Origin of the sequence: Streptomyces sp. NPDC017993, from assembly GCF_044328065.1 — a bacterium.
GTDB lineage: Bacteria > Actinomycetota > Actinomycetes > Streptomycetales > Streptomycetaceae > Streptomyces.
On record NZ_JBIRGO010000003.1, the window covers coordinates 395,358 to 416,750 of the forward strand.

The 21,393-nt window shown below is 70.6% G+C and carries 21 protein-coding genes; 7 read left to right on the plus strand and 14 right to left on the minus strand.

The window, feature by feature from the left end; translation table 11 throughout:
• Nucleotides 1-136: 136 nt before the first annotated feature.
• The 6 genes from ACH4FH_RS06855 (at nucleotide 137) to ACH4FH_RS06880 (ending at nucleotide 7,868) form a co-directional block, all read left to right on the plus strand.
• The gene (locus tag ACH4FH_RS06855; protein ID WP_398554670.1) at nucleotides 137-1,078 is read left to right on the plus strand and encodes a carbohydrate ABC transporter permease; all 942 of its coding nucleotides are present in this window, start codon (nucleotides 137-139) and stop codon (nucleotides 1,076-1,078) included.
• Entirely contained in the window at nucleotides 1,075-2,004 is a 930-nt protein-coding gene (locus tag ACH4FH_RS06860) for a carbohydrate ABC transporter permease (RefSeq protein WP_398554671.1), read from the plus strand. The genes ACH4FH_RS06855 and ACH4FH_RS06860 overlap by 4 nt, the downstream gene beginning before the upstream one ends.
• Nucleotides 2,004-3,359, plus strand: a complete 1,356-nt coding sequence (locus ACH4FH_RS06865; protein WP_398554672.1) for an ABC transporter substrate-binding protein — start codon at nucleotides 2,004-2,006, stop codon at nucleotides 3,357-3,359. The genes ACH4FH_RS06860 and ACH4FH_RS06865 overlap by 1 nt, the downstream gene beginning before the upstream one ends.
• A 479-nt stretch (nucleotides 3,360-3,838) precedes the next feature.
• Nucleotides 3,839-5,041 carry a S8 family peptidase gene (locus tag ACH4FH_RS06870; protein ID WP_398554673.1) on the plus strand — a complete coding sequence of 401 codons (1,203 nt, stop codon included), beginning with the start codon at nucleotides 3,839-3,841 and terminating at the stop codon, nucleotides 5,039-5,041.
• A 452-nt stretch (nucleotides 5,042-5,493) separates the two neighbouring features.
• On the plus strand, nucleotides 5,494-6,585 hold the full coding sequence (locus tag ACH4FH_RS06875) for a glycosyltransferase family 2 protein (RefSeq protein ID WP_398554674.1): 1,092 nt from the start codon (nucleotides 5,494-5,496) through the stop codon (nucleotides 6,583-6,585).
• 794 nt (nucleotides 6,586-7,379) lie between these two features.
• Nucleotides 7,380-7,868: a hypothetical protein gene (locus ACH4FH_RS06880; RefSeq protein ID WP_398554675.1), complete on the plus strand. Its 489-nt coding sequence runs from the start codon at nucleotides 7,380-7,382 to the stop codon at nucleotides 7,866-7,868.
• 66 nt (nucleotides 7,869-7,934) lie between these two features.
• On the opposite strand, the gene ACH4FH_RS06885 is transcribed toward ACH4FH_RS06880, so the two are convergent.
• From ACH4FH_RS06885 to ACH4FH_RS06950, 14 genes are all read right to left on the minus strand, one after another.
• Entirely contained in the window at nucleotides 7,935-8,699 is a 765-nt protein-coding gene (locus ACH4FH_RS06885; protein WP_398554676.1) for a sirohydrochlorin chelatase, read from the minus strand.
• 2 nt (nucleotides 8,700-8,701) lie between these two features.
• Complete coding sequence (locus ACH4FH_RS06890; RefSeq protein WP_398554677.1) at nucleotides 8,702-9,634, minus strand: ABC transporter permease; 933 nt, start codon at nucleotides 9,632-9,634, stop codon at nucleotides 8,702-8,704.
• Nucleotides 9,621-10,424: an ABC transporter ATP-binding protein gene (locus ACH4FH_RS06895; RefSeq protein ID WP_398554678.1), complete on the minus strand. Its 804-nt coding sequence runs from the start codon at nucleotides 10,422-10,424 to the stop codon at nucleotides 9,621-9,623. The genes ACH4FH_RS06890 and ACH4FH_RS06895 overlap by 14 nt, the downstream gene beginning before the upstream one ends.
• A 39-nt stretch (nucleotides 10,425-10,463) precedes the next feature.
• Nucleotides 10,464-11,573, minus strand: coding sequence for an aliphatic sulfonate ABC transporter substrate-binding protein (locus tag ACH4FH_RS06900; protein ID WP_398554679.1), 1,110 nt, complete (start codon nucleotides 11,571-11,573; stop codon nucleotides 10,464-10,466).
• 214 nt (nucleotides 11,574-11,787) lie between these two features.
• A complete protein-coding gene (locus tag ACH4FH_RS06905; RefSeq protein WP_398554680.1) occupies nucleotides 11,788-13,131 on the minus strand; it encodes a sulfate adenylyltransferase subunit 1 in 1,344 nt (447 codons plus the stop codon).
• Between the two features lie 2 nt (nucleotides 13,132-13,133).
• Nucleotides 13,134-14,084, minus strand: a complete 951-nt coding sequence (gene cysD / locus ACH4FH_RS06910; protein ID WP_398554681.1) for a sulfate adenylyltransferase subunit CysD — start codon at nucleotides 14,082-14,084, stop codon at nucleotides 13,134-13,136.
• Nucleotides 14,081-14,695 (minus strand): adenylyl-sulfate kinase, encoded by a 615-nt coding sequence (cysC, locus tag ACH4FH_RS06915; protein WP_398554793.1) that lies wholly within the window; start codon nucleotides 14,693-14,695, stop codon nucleotides 14,081-14,083. The genes cysD and cysC overlap by 4 nt, the downstream gene beginning before the upstream one ends.
• Nucleotides 14,695-15,384 (minus strand): phosphoadenylyl-sulfate reductase, encoded by a 690-nt coding sequence (locus tag ACH4FH_RS06920; protein ID WP_398554682.1) that lies wholly within the window; start codon nucleotides 15,382-15,384, stop codon nucleotides 14,695-14,697. Before ACH4FH_RS06920 ends, cysC begins: the two co-directional genes overlap by 1 nt.
• Entirely contained in the window at nucleotides 15,381-15,563 is a 183-nt protein-coding gene (locus ACH4FH_RS06925; RefSeq protein WP_398554683.1) for a hypothetical protein, read from the minus strand. Before ACH4FH_RS06925 ends, ACH4FH_RS06920 begins: the two co-directional genes overlap by 4 nt.
• Nucleotides 15,560-17,257: a nitrite/sulfite reductase gene (locus ACH4FH_RS06930; RefSeq protein ID WP_398554684.1), complete on the minus strand. Its 1,698-nt coding sequence runs from the start codon at nucleotides 17,255-17,257 to the stop codon at nucleotides 15,560-15,562. Before ACH4FH_RS06930 ends, ACH4FH_RS06925 begins: the two co-directional genes overlap by 4 nt.
• Before the next feature lie 180 nt (nucleotides 17,258-17,437).
• On the minus strand, nucleotides 17,438-17,521 hold the full coding sequence (locus ACH4FH_RS06935) for a putative leader peptide (RefSeq protein WP_332328088.1): 84 nt from the start codon (nucleotides 17,519-17,521) through the stop codon (nucleotides 17,438-17,440).
• Nucleotides 17,522-17,613: 92 nt separating this feature from the next.
• Nucleotides 17,614-18,207 (minus strand): GNAT family N-acetyltransferase, encoded by a 594-nt coding sequence (locus ACH4FH_RS06940; RefSeq protein WP_398554685.1) that lies wholly within the window; start codon nucleotides 18,205-18,207, stop codon nucleotides 17,614-17,616.
• A gap of 141 nt (nucleotides 18,208-18,348) precedes the next feature.
• Nucleotides 18,349-19,014: a class F sortase gene (locus tag ACH4FH_RS06945; RefSeq protein WP_398554686.1), complete on the minus strand. Its 666-nt coding sequence runs from the start codon at nucleotides 19,012-19,014 to the stop codon at nucleotides 18,349-18,351.
• 308 nt (nucleotides 19,015-19,322) lie between these two features.
• A complete protein-coding gene (locus ACH4FH_RS06950) occupies nucleotides 19,323-20,615 on the minus strand; it encodes a GAF domain-containing protein (RefSeq protein WP_398554687.1) in 1,293 nt (430 codons plus the stop codon).
• Nucleotides 20,616-20,881: 266 nt separating this feature from the next.
• Here ACH4FH_RS06950 and ACH4FH_RS06955 point away from each other — a divergent pair, with 266 nt between their 5' ends.
• Nucleotides 20,882-21,298, plus strand: coding sequence for a hypothetical protein (locus ACH4FH_RS06955; RefSeq protein WP_398554688.1), 417 nt, complete (start codon nucleotides 20,882-20,884; stop codon nucleotides 21,296-21,298).
• Nucleotides 21,299-21,393: the final 95 nt, after the last annotated feature.

Below are 21,393 nucleotides of genomic sequence, written 5' to 3' on the forward strand. Positions count from 1 at the left end.
CGGCCCACCCACGGCCCTTTCCACAGCCCCGCCCATGGCCTCATCGCAGGAGCCGAGACCGTTGTCCGCACTGAGCAGACCGGGGTGCCGCGTCGCGGGGCGCCGGACCGAGCCGCGTCCCTAAGGAGCCTCTGCCGTGACCCCAGCGACCGTGCCAAAGCGGTCAACCGCAGCGGGCTCGCGCCGCGCCGCGGACCCACGCCGCGACCACGGCGCGTGGTTCCTGGTGCTTCCCGCACTGATCCCGATCCTGGTGCTGAGCGTCGGACCGCTGTTGTACGGCATCGGCCTGGCGTTCACCGACGCGCAGTCGGGGCGGACCAGGTCCACCCAGTGGGTGGGCCTGCTGAACTTCTCCGACCTGTTCCAGGACTCCCTGTTCTGGGACTCCTTCCGCATCGGCCTGGTGTGGGCCGTCGGCGTCACCGTCCCGCAGTTCTTCCTCGCGCTCGGTCTCGCGCTGCTGCTCAACCTGAATCTGCGGTTGCGCTGGCTGGCCCGCGCGCTGGCGATCGTCCCGTGGGCGATGCCCGAGGTCGTCATCGGCATCATGTGGCGGCTGGTCTACCACCCGGACGCCGGCATCCTGAACGAGACGCTGCGCAGCCTCGGCCTTGCCGGAGCGGCCGACGGTCGGAACTGGCTCAGTGGTCTGGCGACGGCGCTGCCCGCGGTCATCGTCGTCGGCGTGTGGGCCGGTATGCCGCAGACGACCGTCTCGCTGCTGGCCGGCCTCCAGAACGTCCCGAACGAACTGCACGAAGCCGCGTCCATGGACGGCGCGGGCGCCTGGCGTCGCTTCCGCACGGTCACCTGGCCCGCCATCCGGCCGATCGCGCTCGCCGTCACCGCACTCAACTTCATCTGGAACTTCAATTCCTTCGCCCTGGTCTACGTCCTGACCGACGGCGGGCCCGGCGGCCGCACCAGGCTGCCGATGCTCTTCGCATACGAAGAGGCGTTCCGCTACGGGCAGTTCGGATACGCCGCCACGATGGGCCTGGCGATGGTCGCGGTGATCTCGGTCCTGCTGGCCGTCTTCCTGGCCGGCCGGCTGAAGGGGGACGACCACTCATGACCCGTGTCAGCCCGGTGAGCGAGCCGCAGCACCCGGCCGAGGCGCCGTCACGGCCGGCTCCGGAGCACCGCCCGGCCGGCAAGCGCCGGCCGACCTTCACACGCACCGCGGGCCGCACCGGACAGTACGCCGCGCTGCTGTGCTATCTCGTCTTCCTCGCCTTCCCATTCCTCTGGCTGATCTCCACGGCCTTCAAGCCACCGCGCGAGCTGGGCAGCATCCATCCGACGTGGATCCCCGAGGCGCCGACCCTGGAGAACTTCCGGCAGGCCTTCGCGCAGCAGCCGTTGCTGGAGGCGGCGGGCAACAGCCTGTTCGCGGCGGCCGTCTCGGCGGTGGTCGCGATCGTGCTGGCGACCCCGATGGCGTACGTCCTGGCGCGCTACCGCAACCGCTTCGCGCGGGCGGCCACCGGCTGGGTGGTGATCAGCCAGGCGTTTCCGCTGGTGCTGGTGATCATCCCGTTGTTCCTGATTCTGAAGAACCTCCATCTCGTGGACTCCCGCATCGGTTTGATCATGGTCTATGTGGTGTGGTCGCTGCCCTTCGCCCTCTGGATGCTGACCGGCTATGTCCGGGCCGTGCCACCCGAGTTGGAGGAGGCAGCGGCGGTCGACGGCGCGGGCCGGGTCCGTACGCTCGTCTCGGTCACCGCGCCGCTGCTCGCACCGGGCATCATCGCCACCGCCCTGTTCGCCTTCATCACCGCATGGAACGAGTTCTTCTTCGCCTTGGTCCTGCTCAAGTCGCCCGGAAAGCAGACACTGCCGGTGGTGCTGACCCACTTCCTCGGGGCGGAGGGCGTCGCCGACCTCGGCCCGCTCGCCGCCGCCGCACTCCTCGCCACACTTCCCAGCCTCCTGCTGTTCGCCGTCATCCAGCGACGAATCACCGGCGGCATGCTGGCCGGGGCGGTGAAGAGCTGATGCGCGACGACTCAACAGCCCACCGGAGCTCCCCGGCGCCCGGCCCTGCGCGGCCGCGCGCCCGCTTCTCCCGCCGTGGCCTGCTCGCGGCCGCCGCCGCGCTGCCCGCCACGGCGCTCCTGCCCGGCTGCTCCGACGACTCGCGGCGGGCGACCGGCGGCCGGATCACCCTGCGCTTCCAGTCACTGGCCTGGCAGCAGGACTCCATCAAGGCCAACAAGCAGCTGGTCGCAGAGTGGAACGCGCAGCACCCCCAGATCCAGGTGCAGTACGTCCAGGGCGCGTGGCCCACTGTCCACGACCAACTGCTCACGTCCTTCGAGGGCGGCGAGGCACCGGACATCATCCACGACGCCTCCGACGACCTCGCGGACTTCGCCTATGGCGGCGACCTCACCGATCTCACCCCGTTGCTGCCCGCGCGGCTCCGGCGCGACATCCCACGGCACAGCTGGGAGACCGGGACGTTCGACGGCCGGGTGTACGGCGTCCCGTTCCTCCAGGAGCCGCGGGTGCTGATCGCGAACCGCGCCCTCCTGCGCCGCTCCGGCGTCCGCATCCCGACCCCTGAACACCCGTGGACCTGGCCGGAGTTCACGGACGCTGCCAAGCGGCTGACCCGCAAGGGCACCTACGGTGTCGCCTGGCCTCTGAAGGAGCCGGTCTCCGCCACCCTCAACCTCTCGCTGTCCACGGGCGGCCAGGTCTTCCACCGCCGCCCCGACGGCAAGGTGGAGGTCCGTTTCGACGCAGTCGACCAGGTGGTGCCGCGAGCCGTCCACGACCAGGTGAACGTCGACCGCAGCGCGTCCCGCACGACGCTGGGGATGGGCGGTTCCGACACCCTGCCGGGCTTCTTCGCGGGACGCTACGCCATGGTGCCCCTGGGGTTCTCCTACCGTCAGCAGATCGCCCAGCAGGCGCCCAAGGGCTTCGACTGGACGGTTCTGCCCGCCCCCAAGGGCAACGCCCTGGACCAGGGCGTGAGCCCGCAGACGCTGTCGATCGCCGACGCCTGCCCGTACAAGGAGGAGGCGATGGCTTTCATCGACTTCCTCCTCAGGCCACCGAACATGGTCCGGCTGGCCCTGGGGGACTGGATGCTGCCGACAGGTCAGGAAGCCTTGAAGGACCCGGCGCTGCGGGTGTCCAAGTACGACTGGGCGACCGGCACCGCGCTGGCGGACTCCCTGCGGTCCGCACCGGCGCAGTCCGTCCGCGGCTACCCGGAATGGAAGGACAAGGTCGCCACACCGGGCCTCCAGGAGTACTACAGCGGCGCGATCGGCCTGGGCGAGCTGCGCAGGCGACTGGTCACCGACGGGAACCTGGTGCTGGCTCGCTATCAGCGGTAGACGGGCGGGGCGGGGCCGGGTCGGACGCACTCTGTTTCACGCGGAGCGCGCGCGAGGCAGCCGCCTCGTCGGCCCGAACTGCAAACCCTGGCAGTGCACTTCGCAGCAGCCCGGCCCCGATACCGGAATAGCGGGCCGGCCTCGCCCTATTTGCTCCGCTCACCCCGCTCCTCTTGCGAGGCGCGAGCCTGCCACACCGAATTCGGTAATCCCACGCTTACTTCGCGTGACATCACCTTCTGTTGCGCGAATGTAAAGGGAGTTGAGCCTCCTCGGTTCAACTTGGCGAGTCCTTTTGCCCAGTTCCGCGGCTCTTTGTCATTAAGCAAACTTGTTGTCTATGTCACACGGCCTGGCGGGCCTTGAATTGGACCCGTCAATCAGACAGGGTTTCGAGCCAGCTCGCGGAGATCTTCCGGTCCCTGCGGGCTATTGCGCAACGCTTTCCCCCCACACCACGAACGAGGAGAACCCTCGCAATGGCTCACAAGCGTTCCAGCAAGAAGCGGCTCGTTACGGCGATAACCGCCGCGGTCGCCGCCACCGGTATCGCCGCGATCACCGCGGTCACCGCCGGCGCCGCTCCTGCCGAAGGCAAGATCTACGGCGCCGAGGCCAAGGGCGCCGTGAACGGCAGCTACATCGTCATGCTGAAGGATTCGATCCGTACCGCCGAAAGCGGCGATCTCGCCGACAAGTACGGCGGCAAGGTCAAGCGGAACTACTCGTCGGCCATCGACGGCTTCTCGGCGACCGGTCTGAGCGAGGACGAGGCCAAGCAGCTCGCCGCGGACCCGGCCGTCGACAAGGTCGTCCAGAACAAGAAGTTCCACATCGACGGCACCCAGGACAACCCGCCGTCGTGGGGCCTGGACCGCATCGACCAGGCGGACACCAAGGGCGACAAGAAGTACGCCTACCCGGACAGCGCGGGTGAGGGCGTCACCGCCTACGTCATCGACACCGGAGTCCGCACCACGCACAAGGACTTCGAGGGTCGCGCCGCCTCCGGCTTCGACGCCGTCGACGGCGACGAGGACGCCAATGACGGCAACGGACACGGCACGCACGTCGCGGGCACCATCGCCGGTGCGGAGCACGGCGTCGCCAAGAAGGCCAAGATCGTGGCCGTCCGCGTGCTGGACGACCAGGGCTCCGGCACCACCGAGCAGGTCGTCGCCGGTATCGACTGGGTGACCAAGAACCACAAGGGCCCTTCGGTCGCCAACATGTCCCTCGGTGGCGGCGCGGACGAGGCGCTCGACGCGGCCGTGCAGAAGGCCATCGCGTCCGGTGTCACCTTCGCGGTCGCGGCCGGCAACGAGTCCTCCGACGCCGGCCAGGGCTCCCCGTCGCGCGTGAAGGAGGCCATCACGGTCGCCTCCAGCACCGACGCCGACGAGCAGTCCGACTTCTCCAACTTCGGCAGTGTCGTGGACCTTTACGCTCCCGGCTCCGACATCACGTCGGACTGGAACGACAGCGACGACGGCACGAAGACGATCTCCGGTACGTCCATGGCCACCCCGCACGTCGTGGGTGCCGCCGCGGTCTACCTGGCCGGCCACCAGGACGCCACCCCCGAGCAGGTCTCCAAGGCCCTGACCGAGGGCGCCACCGCCGACAAGATCTCCAACCCGAGCGAGGGCACGCCCAACAAGCTGCTCAAGGTCGTCGAGTAGTAATCGTCGGGCAGTGAACGCCGGGTGGTAACCCGGCGGACAGTGGGAGAAGCGACACCGCAACACCGCACCACTGCGACACCTCAGCACCACACGCCGGCCGCCGCGCTCGCCCCCACGGGGCGCGGCGGCCGGCGCCGTGCTGTGTGCGGAGCGGGACGTGAAGTCGGACGTGAGGTCGGGTGCGACGGGCCGCGGAGAGCTGTGAACTCCCATGAACACCCCGCGTTCCGCGCGATGGTGACGCCTGGTGCCTTGCGTCGCCACTCCCACCGGCACGACGCACTTATCCACAGGAGGCAGCCTCCAGAACCATCCCATCCTGAACCCCGCTACGTTCGGTGACATGCACGGAGGACTGCCGTTCATCGGCATCAGCACTCTCGTCTACGGCGTGATCGGCCTGATCGCTGTCGTAGCCGCCGCATTCCGCACCACAGGGGGAGTTCAGCATGTACACCGTCACCGTCATCGTGCCGGCTCACAACGAGGAGGAAGGGCTGCCGGCCACGCTGCGATCCCTCGCGGCGCAAACCCTCCCGCCTGACCGCATCCTGGTCGTGGACGACGCGTCCACCGACCGCACCGGCGAGGTAGCGGCGTCACACGGCGTGACCGTTCTCCGTCCGCCGGACAACCTCGGCAGCAAGGCAAAGGCGCAGAACTACGCTCTGCCGCTCTGCACCACCGACCTCGTTCTGGCCGTCGACGCGGACACCGTCCTCGCACCCGACTACATCGAAACCGTCGTCCCCGTCTTCGACGATCCCCGCGTAACGATCGCCGCCGGCACGGTCCGCACCCGCCATACGCACACGATCTGGGAACGCGGCCGGTCCACCGAATACCTCTTCGGCTTTCATTGGCACCGCCCCATCCAGGCCCGCGCCAACAGCCCCATGGTCTGCTCGGGTTGCTGCTCCGTCTTCCGCCGCGACGATCTCGTTTCCTTCGGCGGCTTTCCCGAACGCACGATCGTCGAGGACATGGACTACACCTGGTCCCAGCAGATCGCGGGCAGAAAGGCGGTCTATGTCTCCGACGCGGTCGCCCTTGCCGCCGACCCGGAGGACCTCACCTATCTACGCAAACAGGTCTGGCGCTGGATGGCCGGCTTCTGCCAGAACGTGCGCCTGCACCTCGGGAGTCTGATCACCCACAAGCCCCTGCTGGCGCTCTGGGTCCTGCTCGCCCTCCTGGAGATCCTCACCGCACCCCTCTGGTGGGCAACGCCGTTCATGGCCGCCGCGGCGACGGACCAGCCCCTTCCGCTCGTCCTCGCATGGTGGGCCGGCGCCGAGCTCCTCCTGACGGCCCCACCACTGATCTACGCCGCCCGCCGCCGCAAACTCCCGCTCGGCGGCGTCCTGTTGAACCTTCCATGTGTCTACGCCACCAAGGCCGTCAACCTCGTCTACGCCTGGAAGGCCCTCATCGTGGAACTCCTCCTGGTGCCGCTCCATCTCTCGCGCGGCCTCACGGTCTACGAGAAGGGCCGAGCCGACTTCCGACCGACGCGATCAGCGCTCTCCGGGGCGGGGTGAGACTCGTGTCGATCGCTTGACGGCGAGAGCGCGGAGCGGGCTGGCCCTGTAGCGGGAGGGAAGCGTGCGGCTGTTGGTCGCGGTGTCGTGGTCGATGGGCGGTACGGCTGGGCCCGGGGCAGGCCCCGGGCCCGGTGCGGGGCTCGCGCGCGGGGGTGGGGACCTCACTGGCGTGCTCGGCGTCGCCGGAGTGGTCTGTGAGGGCCCTTCCGCCTCGGCGTCGCCTCCGGCCCGCCCCTGCTCCCCATCCCGTCGCCTGCGTCCGTAGCGCCGATGCATGGAGGGGGATGTACCGGCCCCCCGCATCGCACATCAGTTGGCGGATCTACTCGTGCATCTCCTCCTATGGGAGAAGGCGAGTGCCCAGAACGACCTCTGGCGAACCCGTACCCAGCGCGACGGCTGACCCCACGAGGTGAAGAAGGACGCCAAGGTTCAGCCGGTGGTGGCGCCGGCCGGAAGGGTCGGCAACGCCCGGATGTCGATGCCCGCAGGGGAACCCAGACCCAGCCGGCGGACTGTCCTGCCGCTCCTCTGCGGCCGTGGCGGGCGATCGGCCCGCACCATCGCCGCGTTCGAGTCCGCCGACTGCCGGGCCCGCCCGGACGTACGGACAGGGGTAGGGGAGACAGTCCGCGGCGACAGGCTGGGACGCCAGGCACGACCATGTGGGAGGTTTGAGTGTGACCGATTCAGGAGGGGACGATCGGCGGTATCTCGACTCGCGCCACCGCTTGGCCGCATATTCGGACCTCATTCATGTCCTGTGCCCGGGATGTGGCGGGCGCGCCGTCGTGGTACCGAGGCCCGACCTCCCGGAGCTGCGCTACTGGACGGAAATGCACTACCGGCCGCGACGCTTGTTGTGCCATCTCTGCGGCACGACAAGGGAATGGACGGCTGAACGCCAGGGCAATGCGCTGATCGCGGCGACGCTCGGCGGCCCCGATGACCCCTTCTTCGAACGGCCCCTGTGGCTGCAGACGCCCTGCTGCAACAAAGTGCTGTGGGCGTACAACGGCCGTCATGTCGACGTACTCGAGGCATACGTGGCCGCCCGCCTTCGTGAACGTGCCGGATACCCGGCCATGAGCATGCTCGACCGGCTGCCGGCCTGGATGAAGAAGGCCCGTAACCGCACGGAGGTTCTCAGGGCGTTGCAGCGTCTGCGGAGCCGGCTTGAACTGAGCGCGCCGAGCGACCGACCGGACGCCGCGTACCCCGGCCGGGGAGGCGCCGGCGCCCGCCCGGTGAGGGCTCCGTATTTCCGTCCCCCTTACTGATGCGGCCTCCGACTCCGGCAGACATGCGTGCCTGGACAACGCCGGAGGCCCGTCGCCCCGGGGCCCTCAAGCAACCAGCGTCGGCAAGTCCTGCCGGGACCGGAGGGACTGGTCGTAGCGGCGTAGCAGGAGGTGGGCGAGTTCGGGGGCGGGGCCGAGGACGGGGGCGAGGATGTCGGCGGAGGCTTCGACGGCACCGGCGGCGATGCGGTCGGGCAGGAAGCCGGGGGCTATGACGTAGGGAGCGACGGCCACCCGGTCGACACCCTCGGCCCGCAGGGCCCGCACGGCGTCCGCCGTGCGGGGAAGAGATGCGGAGGCGAACGCAGGTCGCACGGCACACCATCCAGCGGTGCGCCGCCACTCCCGCGCGGTTTCAGCGATCACTGCGATCGCCTCCGGGTCACTGGAGCCCGCCGAGGCCAGCACGACCCCGGTCGAGCGGCGGTCGCCGGGGCGTACCCCGGCTTCCTCCAGCCGGCGCTCCAACGCGGCGGTCAGGAGGGAGGAGGGGCCGAGGACCTCGGCCTGGTGGACGGACAGCAGCGGCAGCCGTGACACGGCCTCCCGCAGCGCCGCGGGAATGTCGGACTTCGCGTGGAACGCCCGGGTCAGGAGGAGTGGCAGTGCCACCACGTCCCGCACTCCTTCGGCCGACAGACGCTCCAGCACGCGGGGCACGCTTGGCGCGTTGAAGTCGAGGTAGCCGACCTCGACACGCAGCCCCGGCCGCAGCGCCCGGACCCGCGCGCAGAGCGCGGAGACGGTCGCCGCGTGCCGCGGGTCGCGGCTGCCGTGGGCGATGACGAGGAGAGTGGGGCGGGCAGACATGGTCAGCTCTTCACGAGGAGGCCGCGGCTGCGCAGCACCCGCCGCTCGATCGGGGCGAAGATCAGCAGTTCGATGCCGATGCCGACGATGAGGATCAGCAGGATCGCGGACAGCACCCAGGACATGTCCTGGAACTCGCGGCCCTGCTCCAGGAGCTGGCCGAGGCCGGTGCCCAGTTCGGGTGCGTTGACGATGAGTTCGGCGGCCATCAGGGAGCGCCAGGAGAACGCCCAGCCCTGCTTGAGTCCGGCGATGTAACCGGGCAGCGCGGCAGGCAGGAGGACATGGCGTACTCCGGCAAGACCGGTCGCGCCGATGGTGCGGCCCGCCCGCAGGTAGAGGGGCGAGATCTGGTCGACGCCGGCGACCAGCCCGTTGGCGATGGAGGGGACGGCGCCGAGCAGCACCACGGCGTAGATCGTGGCGTCGCTCAGTCCGAACCAGATGATCGCGGCCGGGACCCAGGCGACGGACGGCAGGGACTGCAGACCGCTCAGGATCGGCCCGATGGCGGCCCGGACGACCTTCACCCGGGCGACGATCAGCCCGAGCACCGTACCGATGACGACCGAGGCGAGGAAGCCGAGGGCGCCACGGGAGATGCTGGTCCAGACGTAGCTCAGCAGCGTGCCCTCGAGCCACTTGTCCTGCAGTGACCGGCCCACCTCGATGGGGCTCGGGAGCAGGTAGTGCTCCTTGAGCTCGAAGTGGTAGGCGAGCTGCCACAGTCCGAGGACGATCGCGATGGCGATGACGGGCGGCAACGCCTTCGAGGCGAGGGTGCGCAGCCAGGGCTGCCGGTCGACGACCTTGGATTCGAGGGCGTCAAGTCCGGCCTCCAGCCCGGCGAGATCGTTGGAGGAGTCACCGCCGGCGGAAGCCCGGTCGCCGGGCCTTCCGGTGGTGGACCGGTCCTTGGTCTCAGTGCTGGCCATGTCGGCGGATCTCCCCACGGAGCTGTTCGGTGATCTCGACGGAAAGGTCGGCGACGGCGGCGTCCTCGATGCGGCGCGGCTGCGGGATGTCCACCTGCCATTCGCGGGCGATGCGGCCCGGACGGGAGGACAGCAGCACCACGCGCTCCGCGAGCCGTACGGCCTCGCGGACGTTGTGGGTGACGAAGAGGACCGACAGGTTGGTCTCCCGCCAGATGCGCGTCAGCTCGTCGTGCAGGACGTCACGGGTGATGGCGTCGAGCGCGGCGAACGGCTCGTCCATCAGCAGCAGCTGGCTGTCCTGGGCGAGCGCTCGCGCCATCGCGACACGCTGGCGCATGCCGCCGGACAGCTCGTGCACCCGCTTGCCGTACGCGCCCTTGAGGCGGACGAGTTCGAGCAGCCGCTCGGCCTCGTCGCGGCGCTCCGCGCGCGGCACACCGCGCAGTCGCAGCGCCAGTTCGATGTTGCGGCCCGCCGTCAGCCACGGGAAGAGCGCGTGCTCCTGGAACATCAGGGCGGGCCGGCCGCCGGGCGTCTCGATGCTGCCGACGGACGGCGCGTCGAGCCCGGCAACCAGGTTGAGGAGGGTGGACTTGCCGCAGCCCGAGGCCCCCAGGAGGCAGACGAATTCGCCCGGTGCGACATCGATGGTGATGTCGTCCAGCACGTGCTGCTGCGCGCCGGGACGGCCGAACGACTTCGAGACATGGTCGATGCGAGCGGCGTACGGCACGGTGGTGCCGGTGTCCGCCGTGGCGGGCTGCTTGGTGAGCGTGGTGGTCGTCATCGGTGTCACCTCCTGGGGGACTGCGGTGCTGGGGCGGGACTACTTGCTGCCGAGACCGGCGTCGTCGACCGGCTGCTTGCCCTCGGACTTGAGCACCTTGTTCAGCAGCGTGAGGTCGTAGATGCCCTTGAGGTCGGGCTTCTTCAGCAGGCCGGCCTTGACGGCGTGATCCGCTTCCTCCTGGAGGGTGGCGGCCAGCGGGTCGTCGGTGAGGTCGACGTTCTTGAATGCCGGGTCGATGACGTCATTGGGCAGCGACTTGCCGGAGATGGTGGGGTCGGCAAGCTTGTCGTTGAGCGCCTTCTTCGCCTCGGCGGGGTGAGACCTGATCCAGGAGTTGGTCTTCACCGAGCCGCGCAGCACCGCCTCGACGGCCTTGGGGTGCTCCTTGAGGAACTTCTGCGAGACGATCATGTTCGTGATGACGAACTTGCCGTCCTTCCACAGCTTCTTCTCGTCCAGCAGCGTCTTGCCGCCCTCGGCGACGAGCTTGGAGGCGGTGGGCTCGGGGACCCAGGCCGCGTCGATGCTGCCCTGCTGGAAGGCGGTCGGCGTCACCTTGTTCTCGGTGCGCTGGACGGTGACGTCACCCCTGCCGGTGGTCGCGTCGACCTTGTAGCCCTTTCCGGCCAGGTAGTTCAGGAGCGCGACGTCCTGGGTGTTGCCCAGCTGCGGGGTCGCGATCGTCTTGCCCTTGAGATCGTCCAGGCTCTTGATCTTCTTGGGGTTGACCACGAGCGAGACGCCGCCGGAGGCGGAACCCGAGATGATCTTCAGGCTCTTGCCGTGCGACTTGACGTAGCCGTTGATCGCGGGGGAGGGGCCGATCCAACCGATGTCGATGGCGCCCGAGTTGAGGGCCTCGATCTCCGCGGGGCCGGCGTTGAAGACGGAGGACTTCACCGCCGTGCCGCCCAGTTCCTTCTGGAACAGGCCCTTCTGGATGCCGACCAGCGGAGTGGCGTGCGTGGTGTTGCCGAAGAACCCGATCTTGACTTCATCGAGTCCGTCGGTCTTCGCGCCCTTGGGGGCGACGTCGGCCGCGGTGTCTTTCTTGGCCTGGGAGCCGTAGCCGCAGGCGCCCAGCGCCCCTATCAGGAGCGGGACGGTGGCGGCGGCCGCCAAAAGGCGGAAACGAACGGCAGACACGGGAGGCGTTCCTCTCGGAGGGCCGGGTGGGTTCGCGCCCCTCTAGGGCGCGCCCGGCAATTCAGTGGATCTTCGGAAGGGTGGTGTGGGGGGCACGGAGTCGAGCATCGTCAGCACACACATCGGCCGACTCCGCCCTGGCCGCTCCCGAGGGCGCCGCTGCCGATGCGGCCGCCCTCCTTCGCGAAGGTCGAGAACATGTCCTTGAGCATGATCAGAAGTCCCATCCCTCGTCGTCCGCCTCGGCGGGCGCGGCGGCCTCCGCGGCCGCCTCCGCGAAGGCGGTGCCCGCCATACCGGCGGTCAGCGTCGTACCGTCCGCCGGGTCGATCAGCAGGAAGGAGCCGGTGCGGCGGGAGTCGGCGTAGGCGTCCAGGGCCAGCGGCTCGGCCGTGCGCACGACGATCCGGCCGATGTCGTTGGCGACCAGCTCGCCCGGCGCCGGGTGCTGGGAGAGGTCGTCCAGCGTCAGGCGGGACGGGATGTCCTTGACGATCGCCTTGACCGTGCGGGTGGTGTGCTTGAGCAGCACCCGGTCGCCGACCTTCAGCGGACGGTCCGCCACGTGGCAGATGGTCGCCTCGATGTCCTGCGACGCGCTCGGGGCCGAGGAGGTGGGAGCGATCAGGTCACCGCGGGAGATGTCGAGGTCGTCGGCGAGCCGGACGGTCACCGACTGCGGCGCCCAGGCGACGTCCACGGACTGGCCCAGCGCGTCGATCGCCTCGATGGTGGTCGTACGGCCGGAGGGCAGGACGGTGACGGCTTCGCCGACACGCAGCACGCCGGAGGCGATCTGACCGGCGTAGCCGCGGTAGTCGGGGTGCTCCGCGGTCTGCGGGCGGATGACGTACTGGACCGGGAAGCGGGCCGGGTCGTCCTCCGGGTCGTCGACGACCGGCACGGTCTCCAGGTGCTCCAGCACGGTCGGGCCGCCGTACCAGTCCATGTGCGCGGACGCGGTCACGACGTTGTCGCCGGCCAGCGCGGAGATCGGGATGGCGGTGATCTCCGGGACGCCCAGCGACGCCGCGTAGGTGGTGAACTCCTCGGCGATGGCGGCGAAGACGGGCTCGGCGTAGTCGACGAGGTCCATCTTGTTGACGGCCAGCACGACGTGCGGGACGCGCAGCAGGGCGGCGACGGCGGCGTGCCGGCGGGTCTGCTCGACCACGCCGTTGCGGGCGTCGACCAGCACCACGGCCAGCTCGGCGGTGGAGGCGCCGGTGACCATGTTGCGGGTGTACTGCACGTGGCCGGGGGTGTCGGCGAGGATGAAGCGGCGCCGCGGCGTGGCGAAGTAGCGGTAGGCGACGTCGATGGTGATGCCCTGCTCGCGCTCGGCCCGCAGACCGTCGGTGAGCAGTGCCAGGTCGGGCGTCTCCTGCCCACGGCCCAGGGAGGCACGCTCGACGGCTTCCAGCTGGTCGGTGAGGACCGACTTGGAGTCGTGCAGCAGCCGGCCGACCAGGGTCGACTTGCCGTCGTCGACGGAGCCGGCGGTGGCGAAACGCAGCAGCGAGGTGGCGCCCGCGTCAACGGTGTTGATCGTGGTCATGGTTAGAAGTACCCCTCGCGCTTACGGTCCTCCATGGCGGCCTCGGACATTTTGTCGTCGGCCCGGGTCGCGCCCCGCTCGGTGAGCCGGGAGGCGGCGATCTCCGTGATGACGGCCTCGATGGTGTCGGCGTCGGAGTCGACGGCCCCGGTGCAGGACATGTCGCCGACGGTGCGGTAGCGCACCTTGCGGGTCTGCAGGCTTTCGCCGTCCTTCAGACCGCCCCACTCACCGGGCGAGAGCCACATGCCGTTGCGGGAGAAGACCTCGCGCTCGTGCGCGTAGTAGATGGCGGGCAGTTCGATCTTCTCGCGGGCGATGTACTGCCACACGTCCAGCTCGGTCCAGTTGGAGAGCGGGAAGACGCGGACGTGCTCGCCCGGAGAGTGCTTGCCGTTGTAGAGCTGCCACAGCTCGGGGCGCTGCCGGCGCGGGTCCCAGCCGCCGAACTCGTCGCGCAGCGAGAACACCCGCTCCTTGGCGCGCGCCTTCTCCTCGTCCCGGCGGCCGCCGCCGAACACCGCGTCGAAGCGGTTCGCGCTGATGCCGTCCAGCAGCGGGACGGTCTGCAGCGGGTTGCGCAGGCCGTCGGGGCGCTCGCGCAGCTCACCGCGGTCGATGAAGTCCTGCACGGAGGCGACGTGCAGCCGCAGGCCGTGCTGCTCCACCACGCGGTCGCGGTAGGCGAGAACCTCGGGGAAGTTGTGCCCGGTGTCGACATGCAGCAGCGAGAACGGCACCGCGGCCGGCGCGAACGCCTTCAGCGCGAGGTGCAGCATGACGATGGAGTCCTTGCCGCCGGAGAACAGGATCACCGGCCGCTCGAACTCGCCCGCGACCTCGCGGAAGATGTGGACGCCTTCGGACTCCAGGGCGTCGAGGTGCGACAACGCGTAGGGGCTGTCGCCCCCGGGGTCGCCGCCGGTCTGGTTCAGAACGGTCGCGGTCGTCACGCCAGTCCCCTTTCGACGAGCAGCGCGTGGAGCGCGGCTGCGGACTCCTGCACGGTCTGGGTGTGCGACTCGATGCGCAGGTCGGGCGATTCGGGCTGCTCGTAGGGGTCGTCCACGCCGGTCAGACCGGAGATCTCACCGGCCGCCTGCTTGGCGTACAGCCCCTTGACATCGCGCTCGGAGCACACCTCGACCGGCGTGGCCACGTGCACCTCCAGATACGCGCTGCCCTCGGCCTGGTGGCGCTTGCGGACCGCCTCGCGGGAGTCGGCGTACGGCGCGATCACCGGCACCAGGGCGGTGACCCCGTTGCTCGCCAGCAGTTCGGCCACGAAGCCGATCCGCTGGACGTTGGTGTGCCGGTCGGCGCGGGTGAAGCCGAGGCCGGCGGAGAGGAACTCGCGGATCTCGTCGCCGTCCAGGACCTCGACCCGGCGGCCCTCGCCGCGCAGCCGCTCCGCCAGGGCGTGGGCGATCGTGGTCTTGCCCGCACTCGGCAGTCCGGTCAGCCACACCGTGGCGCCCGTCATCGATATCTCCTGAACATCCGCAGTGTCTGAAACTTCGTGGGTGCCGTGAGGGGCGCCCGGAGGACTGTGCAACGCGGCCATCAGTGCAGCCCGCACTCGGTCTTGTTGCTGCCGGCCCAGCGGCCGGCCCGTGCGTCCTCGCCGGCCAGCACCCGGCGGGTGCACGGCGCGCAGCCGACGGAGGCGTAGCCGTCCATCAGCAGGGGGTTGGTGAGCACGCCGTGCTCGTTGACGTACGCGTCCACGTCGTCCTGCGTCCAGCGGGCGATCGGCGAGATCTTGACCTTTCGGCGCTTGGGGTCCCAGCCGACGACGGGGGTGTTCGCCCGGGTCGGGGACTCGTCCCGGCGCAGCCCGGTCGCCCACGCGTCATACGCGGTCAGGCCCTCTTCGAGGGGCTTGACCTTGCGCAGGGCGCAGCACAGGTCCGGGTTGCGGTCGTGCAGCTTCGGGCCGTGCTCGGCGTCCTGCTCGGCGACGGTCTGACGGGGCGTGAGGGTGATGACGTTGACGTCCATCACCTCCGCCACCGCGTCCCGGGTGCCGAGGGTCTCGGGGAAGTGGTAGCCGGTGTCGAGGAACACCACGTCCACGCCCGGGATGGCGCGCGAGGCGAGGTGGGCGACGACCGCGTCCTCCATCGAGGAGGTGACGCAGAAGCGCGAGCCGAACGTCTCCGAGGCCCAGCTGAGGATCTCCAGCGGAGCCGCGTCCTCCAGGTCGCGGCCCGCGCGCTCGGCGAGCTGCGGCAGATCGGTGGCAGTGGTCACGACGCACCTCCATCTGGTGAAGCGGCGTTGGACAGGCCCTGCGAGAGCAGGCCGAGGAACTTCAGCTGGAACGCCCGGCTGCAGGAGTGGCATTCCCAGGCTCCGTGCCCTTCCTCGGAAGGGCGCAGGTCCTCGTCCCCGCAGTACGGGCAGTAGAACGGCGCGGCGCGTTCGCTCACTTCAGTGCACCCTCTTCCGCGCGGGCCGCCCAGGTGGCGAACCGCTCGCCGTCGGTGCGCTGCTCCTGGAAGTTGCGCAGCACCCGCTCGACGTAGTCGGGGAGTTCATCGGCGGTGACCTTCAGCCCGCGGACCTTGCGGCCGAAGCCGGGCTCCAGGCCCAGCGCGCCGCCCAGGTGCACCTGGTAGCCCTCGACCTGGTTGCCGTCGTCGTCCAGCACCAGCTGACCCTTGAGGCCGATGTCCGCGGTCTGGATGCGGGCGCAGGCGTTCGGGCAGCCGTTGAGGTTGATGGTGAGCGGCTCGTCGAACTCCGGCAGGCGGCGCTCCAGTTCGTCGATCAGGGCGGAGCCGCGGCCCTTGGTCTCGACGATGGCCAGCTTGCAGAACTCGATGCCGGTGCAGGCCATGGTGCCGCGCCGGAACGGCGAGGGGTTGACCTGGAAGTCCAGTGCCTCCAGGGCGGCGACCAGCGAGTCGACCTGGCCCTGCTCGACGTCGAGGATGATCATCTTCTGCTCGACGGTGGTCCGCAGCCGGTCCGAGCCGTGCCGGGAGGCCACTTCAGCGATCTTGGTGAGGGTGGCGCCGTCCACGCGGCCGACGCGCGGGGCGAAGCCCACGTAGAAGCGGCCGTCCTGCTGCTGGTGCACGCCGACGTGGTCACGCCACCGCTGTACGGGCTCGGCCGGGGGCGGGCCGTCGACGAGCTTCCGCTCGAGGTACTCGTCCTCCAGGATCTGGCGGAACTTCTCCGGTCCCCAGTCGGCCATCAGGAACTTCAGGCGGGCGCGGGTGCGCAGCCGCCGGTAGCCGTAGTCGCGGAAGATGCCGACCACACCGGCCCAGACGTCGGCGACCTCGTCCAGTGGCACCCAGGTGCCGAGACGCTGCGCGAGCTTGGGGTTGGTGGACAGGCCGCCGCCGACCCAGAGGTCGAAGCCGGGGCCGTGCTCGGGGTGCTCGACGCCGACGAAGGCCACGTCGTTGATCTCGTGGACCACGTCCTGCACCGGGGAGCCGGAGATCGCGGTCTTGAACTTGCGCGGCAGGTTGGAGAACTCCTTGCTGCCGATGTAGCGCTCGTGGATCTCGTCCACGGCCGGGGTGCCGTCGATGATCTCGTCGGCGGCGATACCGGCCACCGGGGAGCCGATGATCACACGGGGGCAGTCGCCGCACGCCTCGGTCGTGGACAGCCCCACGGCCTCCAGCTTCTCCCAGATGGCGGGCACGTCCTCGATGCGGATCCAGTGCAGCTGGATGTTCTGCCGGTCGGTGACGTCGGCGGTGCCGCGCGCGTACTGCTCGGAGACCTCGCCGATGGCGCGCAGCTGCGCCACGCTCAGCCGGCCTCCGTCGACGCGCACGCGCAGCATGAAGTACTTGTCCTCCAGCTCCTCCGGCTCCAGGATCGCGGTCTTGCCGCCGTCGATCCCGGGCTTGCGCTGGGTGTAGAGCCCCCACCAACGCATCCGCCCGCGCAGGTCGTTGGGGTCGATCGAGTCGAAGCCGCGCTTGGAGTAGATCGTCTCAATGCGTGTCCGCACATTGAGACCGTCATCGTCCTTCTTGAACTGCTCGTTGCCGTTGAGGGGCGTGTAGTGACCAACGGCCCACTGGCCCTCGCCGCGGTGGCGTCCGGCCTTGCGGCGGGTCGTGGCGGCTGCGGGTCGGTCCGGGGTGGCGGCCATGGGTGTACGTCCTTCTGGGCGGCTCAAGGGGTCCTGGCGTGGCGGGTGCACCCGCGATGACCTGTGCAGACACACCAAAGTGCGGCGCGCGGTGACGCGTCGGGGTGCCCTGCGGGGGTCGGGGGTGTCAGCGCGTCCGCAGCGATGGGGACGGCGCGAGATACGGCGGTGCTGAGACTGTCAGCCCGCCGGACAGATGGCGCTGGACATGCGGCCGAGGTCGACGTGCCGCCGACTCACCAAGACAATTCCAGCTCTGGACATGACGGAAGCGTGTCACGAGGCTCTCCGGCCAGTCCACCGTCATCCAGGATTTGGACACCCTGGTCCCGGATATTGAGACGATGTGGTGCTGGTCACTCCGCGGCGACGTGCGCGGTCGGACCGGCGTCGGGCCAGGGGCCCGGTGTCCGTACGTCGGGCTCCTCGGTCTGCGTCGTGTCGTACAGCCGGAAGCCGCGCCGCTCGTAGTTGGCGAGGGCGTGTGGGCCGTCCTTGCTGCAGGTGTGCACCCACACCCGCCGCGTCGGCGCACGCTCGGGCCACCGTTCGGCGAGGTCCCAGGCCCGCGCCGTCCCCTGGGCGAGTAGATGGCCGCCGATCCGGCGCCCGCGGAACGCCGGCAGGAGACCGAAGTAACTGATCTCCACCACGCCCTCCGGCTGGGCGTCCAGCTCGATGAACCCGGCAGGGGTGCCGCGCTCGTACGCCACCCAGGTCTCCACACCCGGCCGCCCGAGGAACTCCGCCCACTGCGCGTACGGCCAGGGCAGTCGGTCGGTCCACCGGACGTCCCCGCCGACCGCCGTGTAGAGGAAGCGGCTGAATTCGGGCGACGGCGTCTCGGCCCTGACGATACGGACATCCTGCTCCGCGGACGGAGCCTTGGCGGGGACGAGATCCGCGCCGGAGGTCTGTTCGAGGTACCAGGTGGTGACCGGGGTGCTCATGCGCTCAGCACACCATATGGGGGTCATGGGCCGGTACCCCGCCCGATCCGTGAGACAGGTGGCTCGTGGCCCTCGGCCCCGGCCGGACGGCGGGGTCCGAGGGGCCGAGGGCGTCCGGCCGGGCCCGCCGAGGGCCGCCGGCTAGGCGATTGCCGTCATCCGCGCGAAGACCACCACGTTTCCCGCGTAGCCCGCGTGCGCGGAGTAGCCGCCCCCGCAGGTCAGCACCCGCAGCTCCGGGCGTCCGGTGCTGCCGTAGACCTCCTCGGTGGGGAATGCGTCCTTGGCGAAGACCCGGACCCCGTAGACCTCGAACACGGCGGTCCGGCCGTCCTTGCGGGTCACCCGGACCGTGTGGCCCTTCTTCAAGGCGCCCAGGCCGTAGAAGACCGCCGGGCCGCTGAAATTGTCGACATGGCCGACGACGATGGCGGTGCCGTTCTCGCCGGGCGCCGGCGCGTCCCGGTACCAGCCCGCCAGGTTGGGGTTCTCGGCCGGCGGTGCGGCGACCCATCCGTCCTTGTCCAGGCCCAGGGGGACCAGCGGCGCGGACACCTTGATCGCGGGGATGGTCACCCGGGAGGGGGCGGAGCGCGGCAGCGGAGGCGGGCCGGAGGCGTCGCGGGGGCCGGCGGCGGGGGAGAGGGAGGCGGCGGCGCGGCTCGGCTGCGGTGGCCCGGCGGCCTGGTCCGACATCCCGTAGCGCACCATGGCGAAGCCGGTCAGGCCGACCAGCGCCAGCACGCCCCAGTTGGGGCGGCGCGGTGCGGCCGTCTGCCGCTCCTCCGGTGGGCCTACCGGGGTCATCGCTTACCTCCCGTGATCGCGCGCCCCTGCGCGTACGGTCCGCAGTCGGCACGCTAGGCGCGCGCCGGATCGGCTGCGACAGCTGACGGCTGAACGGGTGGGGGCCGGTAGCGGGCCCCTCGGGCGCGCGAGTGTCGCCTCCAGGGCGAGGCCACAGCGACCTGCGGCATCAGCTGTCGGCGTCCGCGCGGCCTGCCCGGCACGGGTGCCTCCACATCACGGAACACCGGTCCATCTGCTGGGACGGATGAGCGGCGCCGGCAAGGGGGTGCCCCGGCAGCGGCCACCGGGGCACGTCCCCGAAGCCCTCAACCCCGCCGGGCCGCCACCACCGCGGGCGCCGTCGACTGCGGCAGCAGCCGGCCGGGCCGCGAGGGCAGTCGCAGCTCCACCTCCACCCCGTCCGCGAAGCGGTAGGGCCGGTGGGACAGCACCCCCGCGAGATGCCGGCGCAGCCGCGACAGCTCGGCGCGCACCGTGACCGCGCGGCCTCCGTCACCGAACAGGTCCCGGGCGAGTTCCGCGGCGCTGCGCCCCTCCGGGTGCGCGGCCAGGACGAACAGCAACTCGGCATGGCGCGGGGTCAGTTCGTGCGACCAGTCGCCCACTGCGCCACTGACGGTCAGCGTCGCACCGTCCCGGCCGCCGAGGTCCAGCAGGACCCGGCCGGGCCCCGGGGGCGGCTCCTGGTGCCGACCGATCCGGATCAGCCAGCCGCCCGGAAGCGGCTCCAGCGCGCACATGCCGTAGCGCGGCAGCCACAGCGGCCCCGCTTCCGGCGCCTTCGGCAGCGCCACCCTGTCCGGCGGGGTGATGCCGTTCACTCCCGCGACCCAGCCGTGGGGGTCGACGGCCAGCGCCTGTCCGCCGAGCCGCGCCAGCACCGGCGCCGCGCTCGACCGCAGCCGCTCCAGGGAGCCGTGGTGCCGGGTGCGCAGCTCGCCCTCCGCCAGCCGGGCGACGGCGGAGACCAGCGGCAGCGTCGTGGGGTGGAAGGACTGCGCCGGGCCGCTGACGTCGACGGTGCCCAGCAGGCGCCCGTCGCGCGGGTCGTGGAGCGGTGCGGCGGCGCAGGTCCACTGGTGGTGGCTGCGTACGAAGTGCTCGGCCGAATGCACCAGCACGGGGCGGCGGGCCACCAGTGCGGTGCCGATGGCGTTGGTGCCGACGACGTCCTCCGTCCAGTCGGCGCCCTTGTCGAAGCCGAGCCGGTCGGCCATCCGCCGGACCGGTGCGCACCCCTCGCGCCACAGCACCCGCCCCTCGGCGTCGGTGACGACCATGATCTGCTGCGCGGCGTGGGCGGCCGCGAGCAGGCCGTCGTGCAGGACCGGCAGCACCGCCGTGAGCTGGGAATTCTGCCGTCGGTGCTCCAGCTCGGCCACGGAGAGGGGTTGCTGATCGGCATCGCGGTCCGGGTCCACCCCCGATCCCAGGGCCCGGAGCCAGGACTCGCCGATGAGCGTGCGCGGCGCGTCGGACGCAGGGTGGAGCGGAGCGGCGCCCGAGAGCGCGGCCTCCCGTACCGAGGCGAGGCGACGGGCGGTTTCGCGGATTTCCTGGGCCGACCGGATGGCGCGGTCGATCGGTCTGTCCATCACGCTGCTCTCCGTTGCGTGCTGTCGCCTGGGTCGTGCCCATCGTGCCGTCACCAGGCGTTCTCCGGTGGGCCAATCCCTGGATCCGGTGCAACGGAATGCAACCGTTGTGGCCTATGACGCACCGGGGGAATCTGGTCCGAGCGGCCGGGGTCAGCCCGATGTCGGTGGTGTCGCCGGTCAACTGCCGCGGACTGACGTGGTCCGCGTGCGCCGGGGATCCCGTTCGGTCGCGTGGTACGTCGGCACGATGCGGGAGGGGGAGCGCCATGGTGGCCACCGCTCCGCGTGTCGTGGTGATCGGAGCGCAGGAGGGAGTGCGCCTCGCCCGCTCCTCCCGGCTGGCCGGCCACTACGGCGTTCCCCGTATCGCCGCGGTCGACGTACTGGCCGGACGGCAGCCGCTGCCCGTGGACGGTTACGTCATCGACGGCGCTCCGCAGCTGCTCGACCGGGTGGCCGGCGTCGGCGGTCTGCTGCCCGCACTGGCTTTCGCCGACATCGTGGTGCATCTGCGGGACGCCGGCACCGGCGAAGGGCAGCACGCCACCCGCGTCCTGGGCTACTACGAGGCCCGCGGGGTCCTGGTCGGCTTCCGGACGGAGACCCCCATCAGCGACATCATCGTGGCCGTCGAGGCGGCGCTGCGCGGACGTACCGCCGCGGATCCGCCGCGATGGCCCTGAGACCGGGAGCGGCGCCGAGTCGGCGCGGCACCGCTCCCTGACCGGTGCGGCGGCGGTAACCCCCTGTCCCCGTCCCCCTGAGGGGGCGGGGAGCC

Coding starts and splice junctions, on each gene's coding strand:
- ACH4FH_RS06860 (WP_398554671.1), top strand. CDS start 1,075: ATGACCCGTGTCAGCCCGGTGAGCGAGCCGCAGCACCCGGCCGAGGCG.
- ACH4FH_RS06865 (WP_398554672.1), top strand. CDS start 2,004: ATGCGCGACGACTCAACAGCCCACCGGAGCTCCCCGGCGCCCGGCCCT.
- ACH4FH_RS06870 (WP_398554673.1), top strand. CDS start 3,839: ATGGCTCACAAGCGTTCCAGCAAGAAGCGGCTCGTTACGGCGATAACC.
- ACH4FH_RS06875 (WP_398554674.1), top strand. CDS start 5,494: ATGTACACCGTCACCGTCATCGTGCCGGCTCACAACGAGGAGGAAGGG.
- ACH4FH_RS06885 (WP_398554676.1), bottom strand. CDS start 8,699: ATGTCTGCCCGCCCCACTCTCCTCGTCATCGCCCACGGCAGCCGCGAC.
- ACH4FH_RS06890 (WP_398554677.1), bottom strand. CDS start 9,634: ATGGCCAGCACTGAGACCAAGGACCGGTCCACCACCGGAAGGCCCGGC.
- ACH4FH_RS06895 (WP_398554678.1), bottom strand. CDS start 10,424: ATGACGACCACCACGCTCACCAAGCAGCCCGCCACGGCGGACACCGGC.
- ACH4FH_RS06905 (WP_398554680.1), bottom strand. CDS start 13,131: ATGACCACGATCAACACCGTTGACGCGGGCGCCACCTCGCTGCTGCGT.
- cysC (WP_398554793.1), bottom strand. CDS start 14,695: ATGGCCGCGTTGCACAGTCCTCCGGGCGCCCCTCACGGCACCCACGAA.
- ACH4FH_RS06930 (WP_398554684.1), bottom strand. CDS start 17,257: ATGGCCGCCACCCCGGACCGACCCGCAGCCGCCACGACCCGCCGCAAG.
- ACH4FH_RS06935 (WP_332328088.1), bottom strand. CDS start 17,521: ATGTCCAGAGCTGGAATTGTCTTGGTGAGTCGGCGGCACGTCGACCTC.
- ACH4FH_RS06940 (WP_398554685.1), bottom strand. CDS start 18,207: ATGAGCACCCCGGTCACCACCTGGTACCTCGAACAGACCTCCGGCGCG.
- ACH4FH_RS06945 (WP_398554686.1), bottom strand. CDS start 19,014: ATGACCCCGGTAGGCCCACCGGAGGAGCGGCAGACGGCCGCACCGCGC.
- ACH4FH_RS06955 (WP_398554688.1), top strand. CDS start 20,882: ATGGTGGCCACCGCTCCGCGTGTCGTGGTGATCGGAGCGCAGGAGGGA.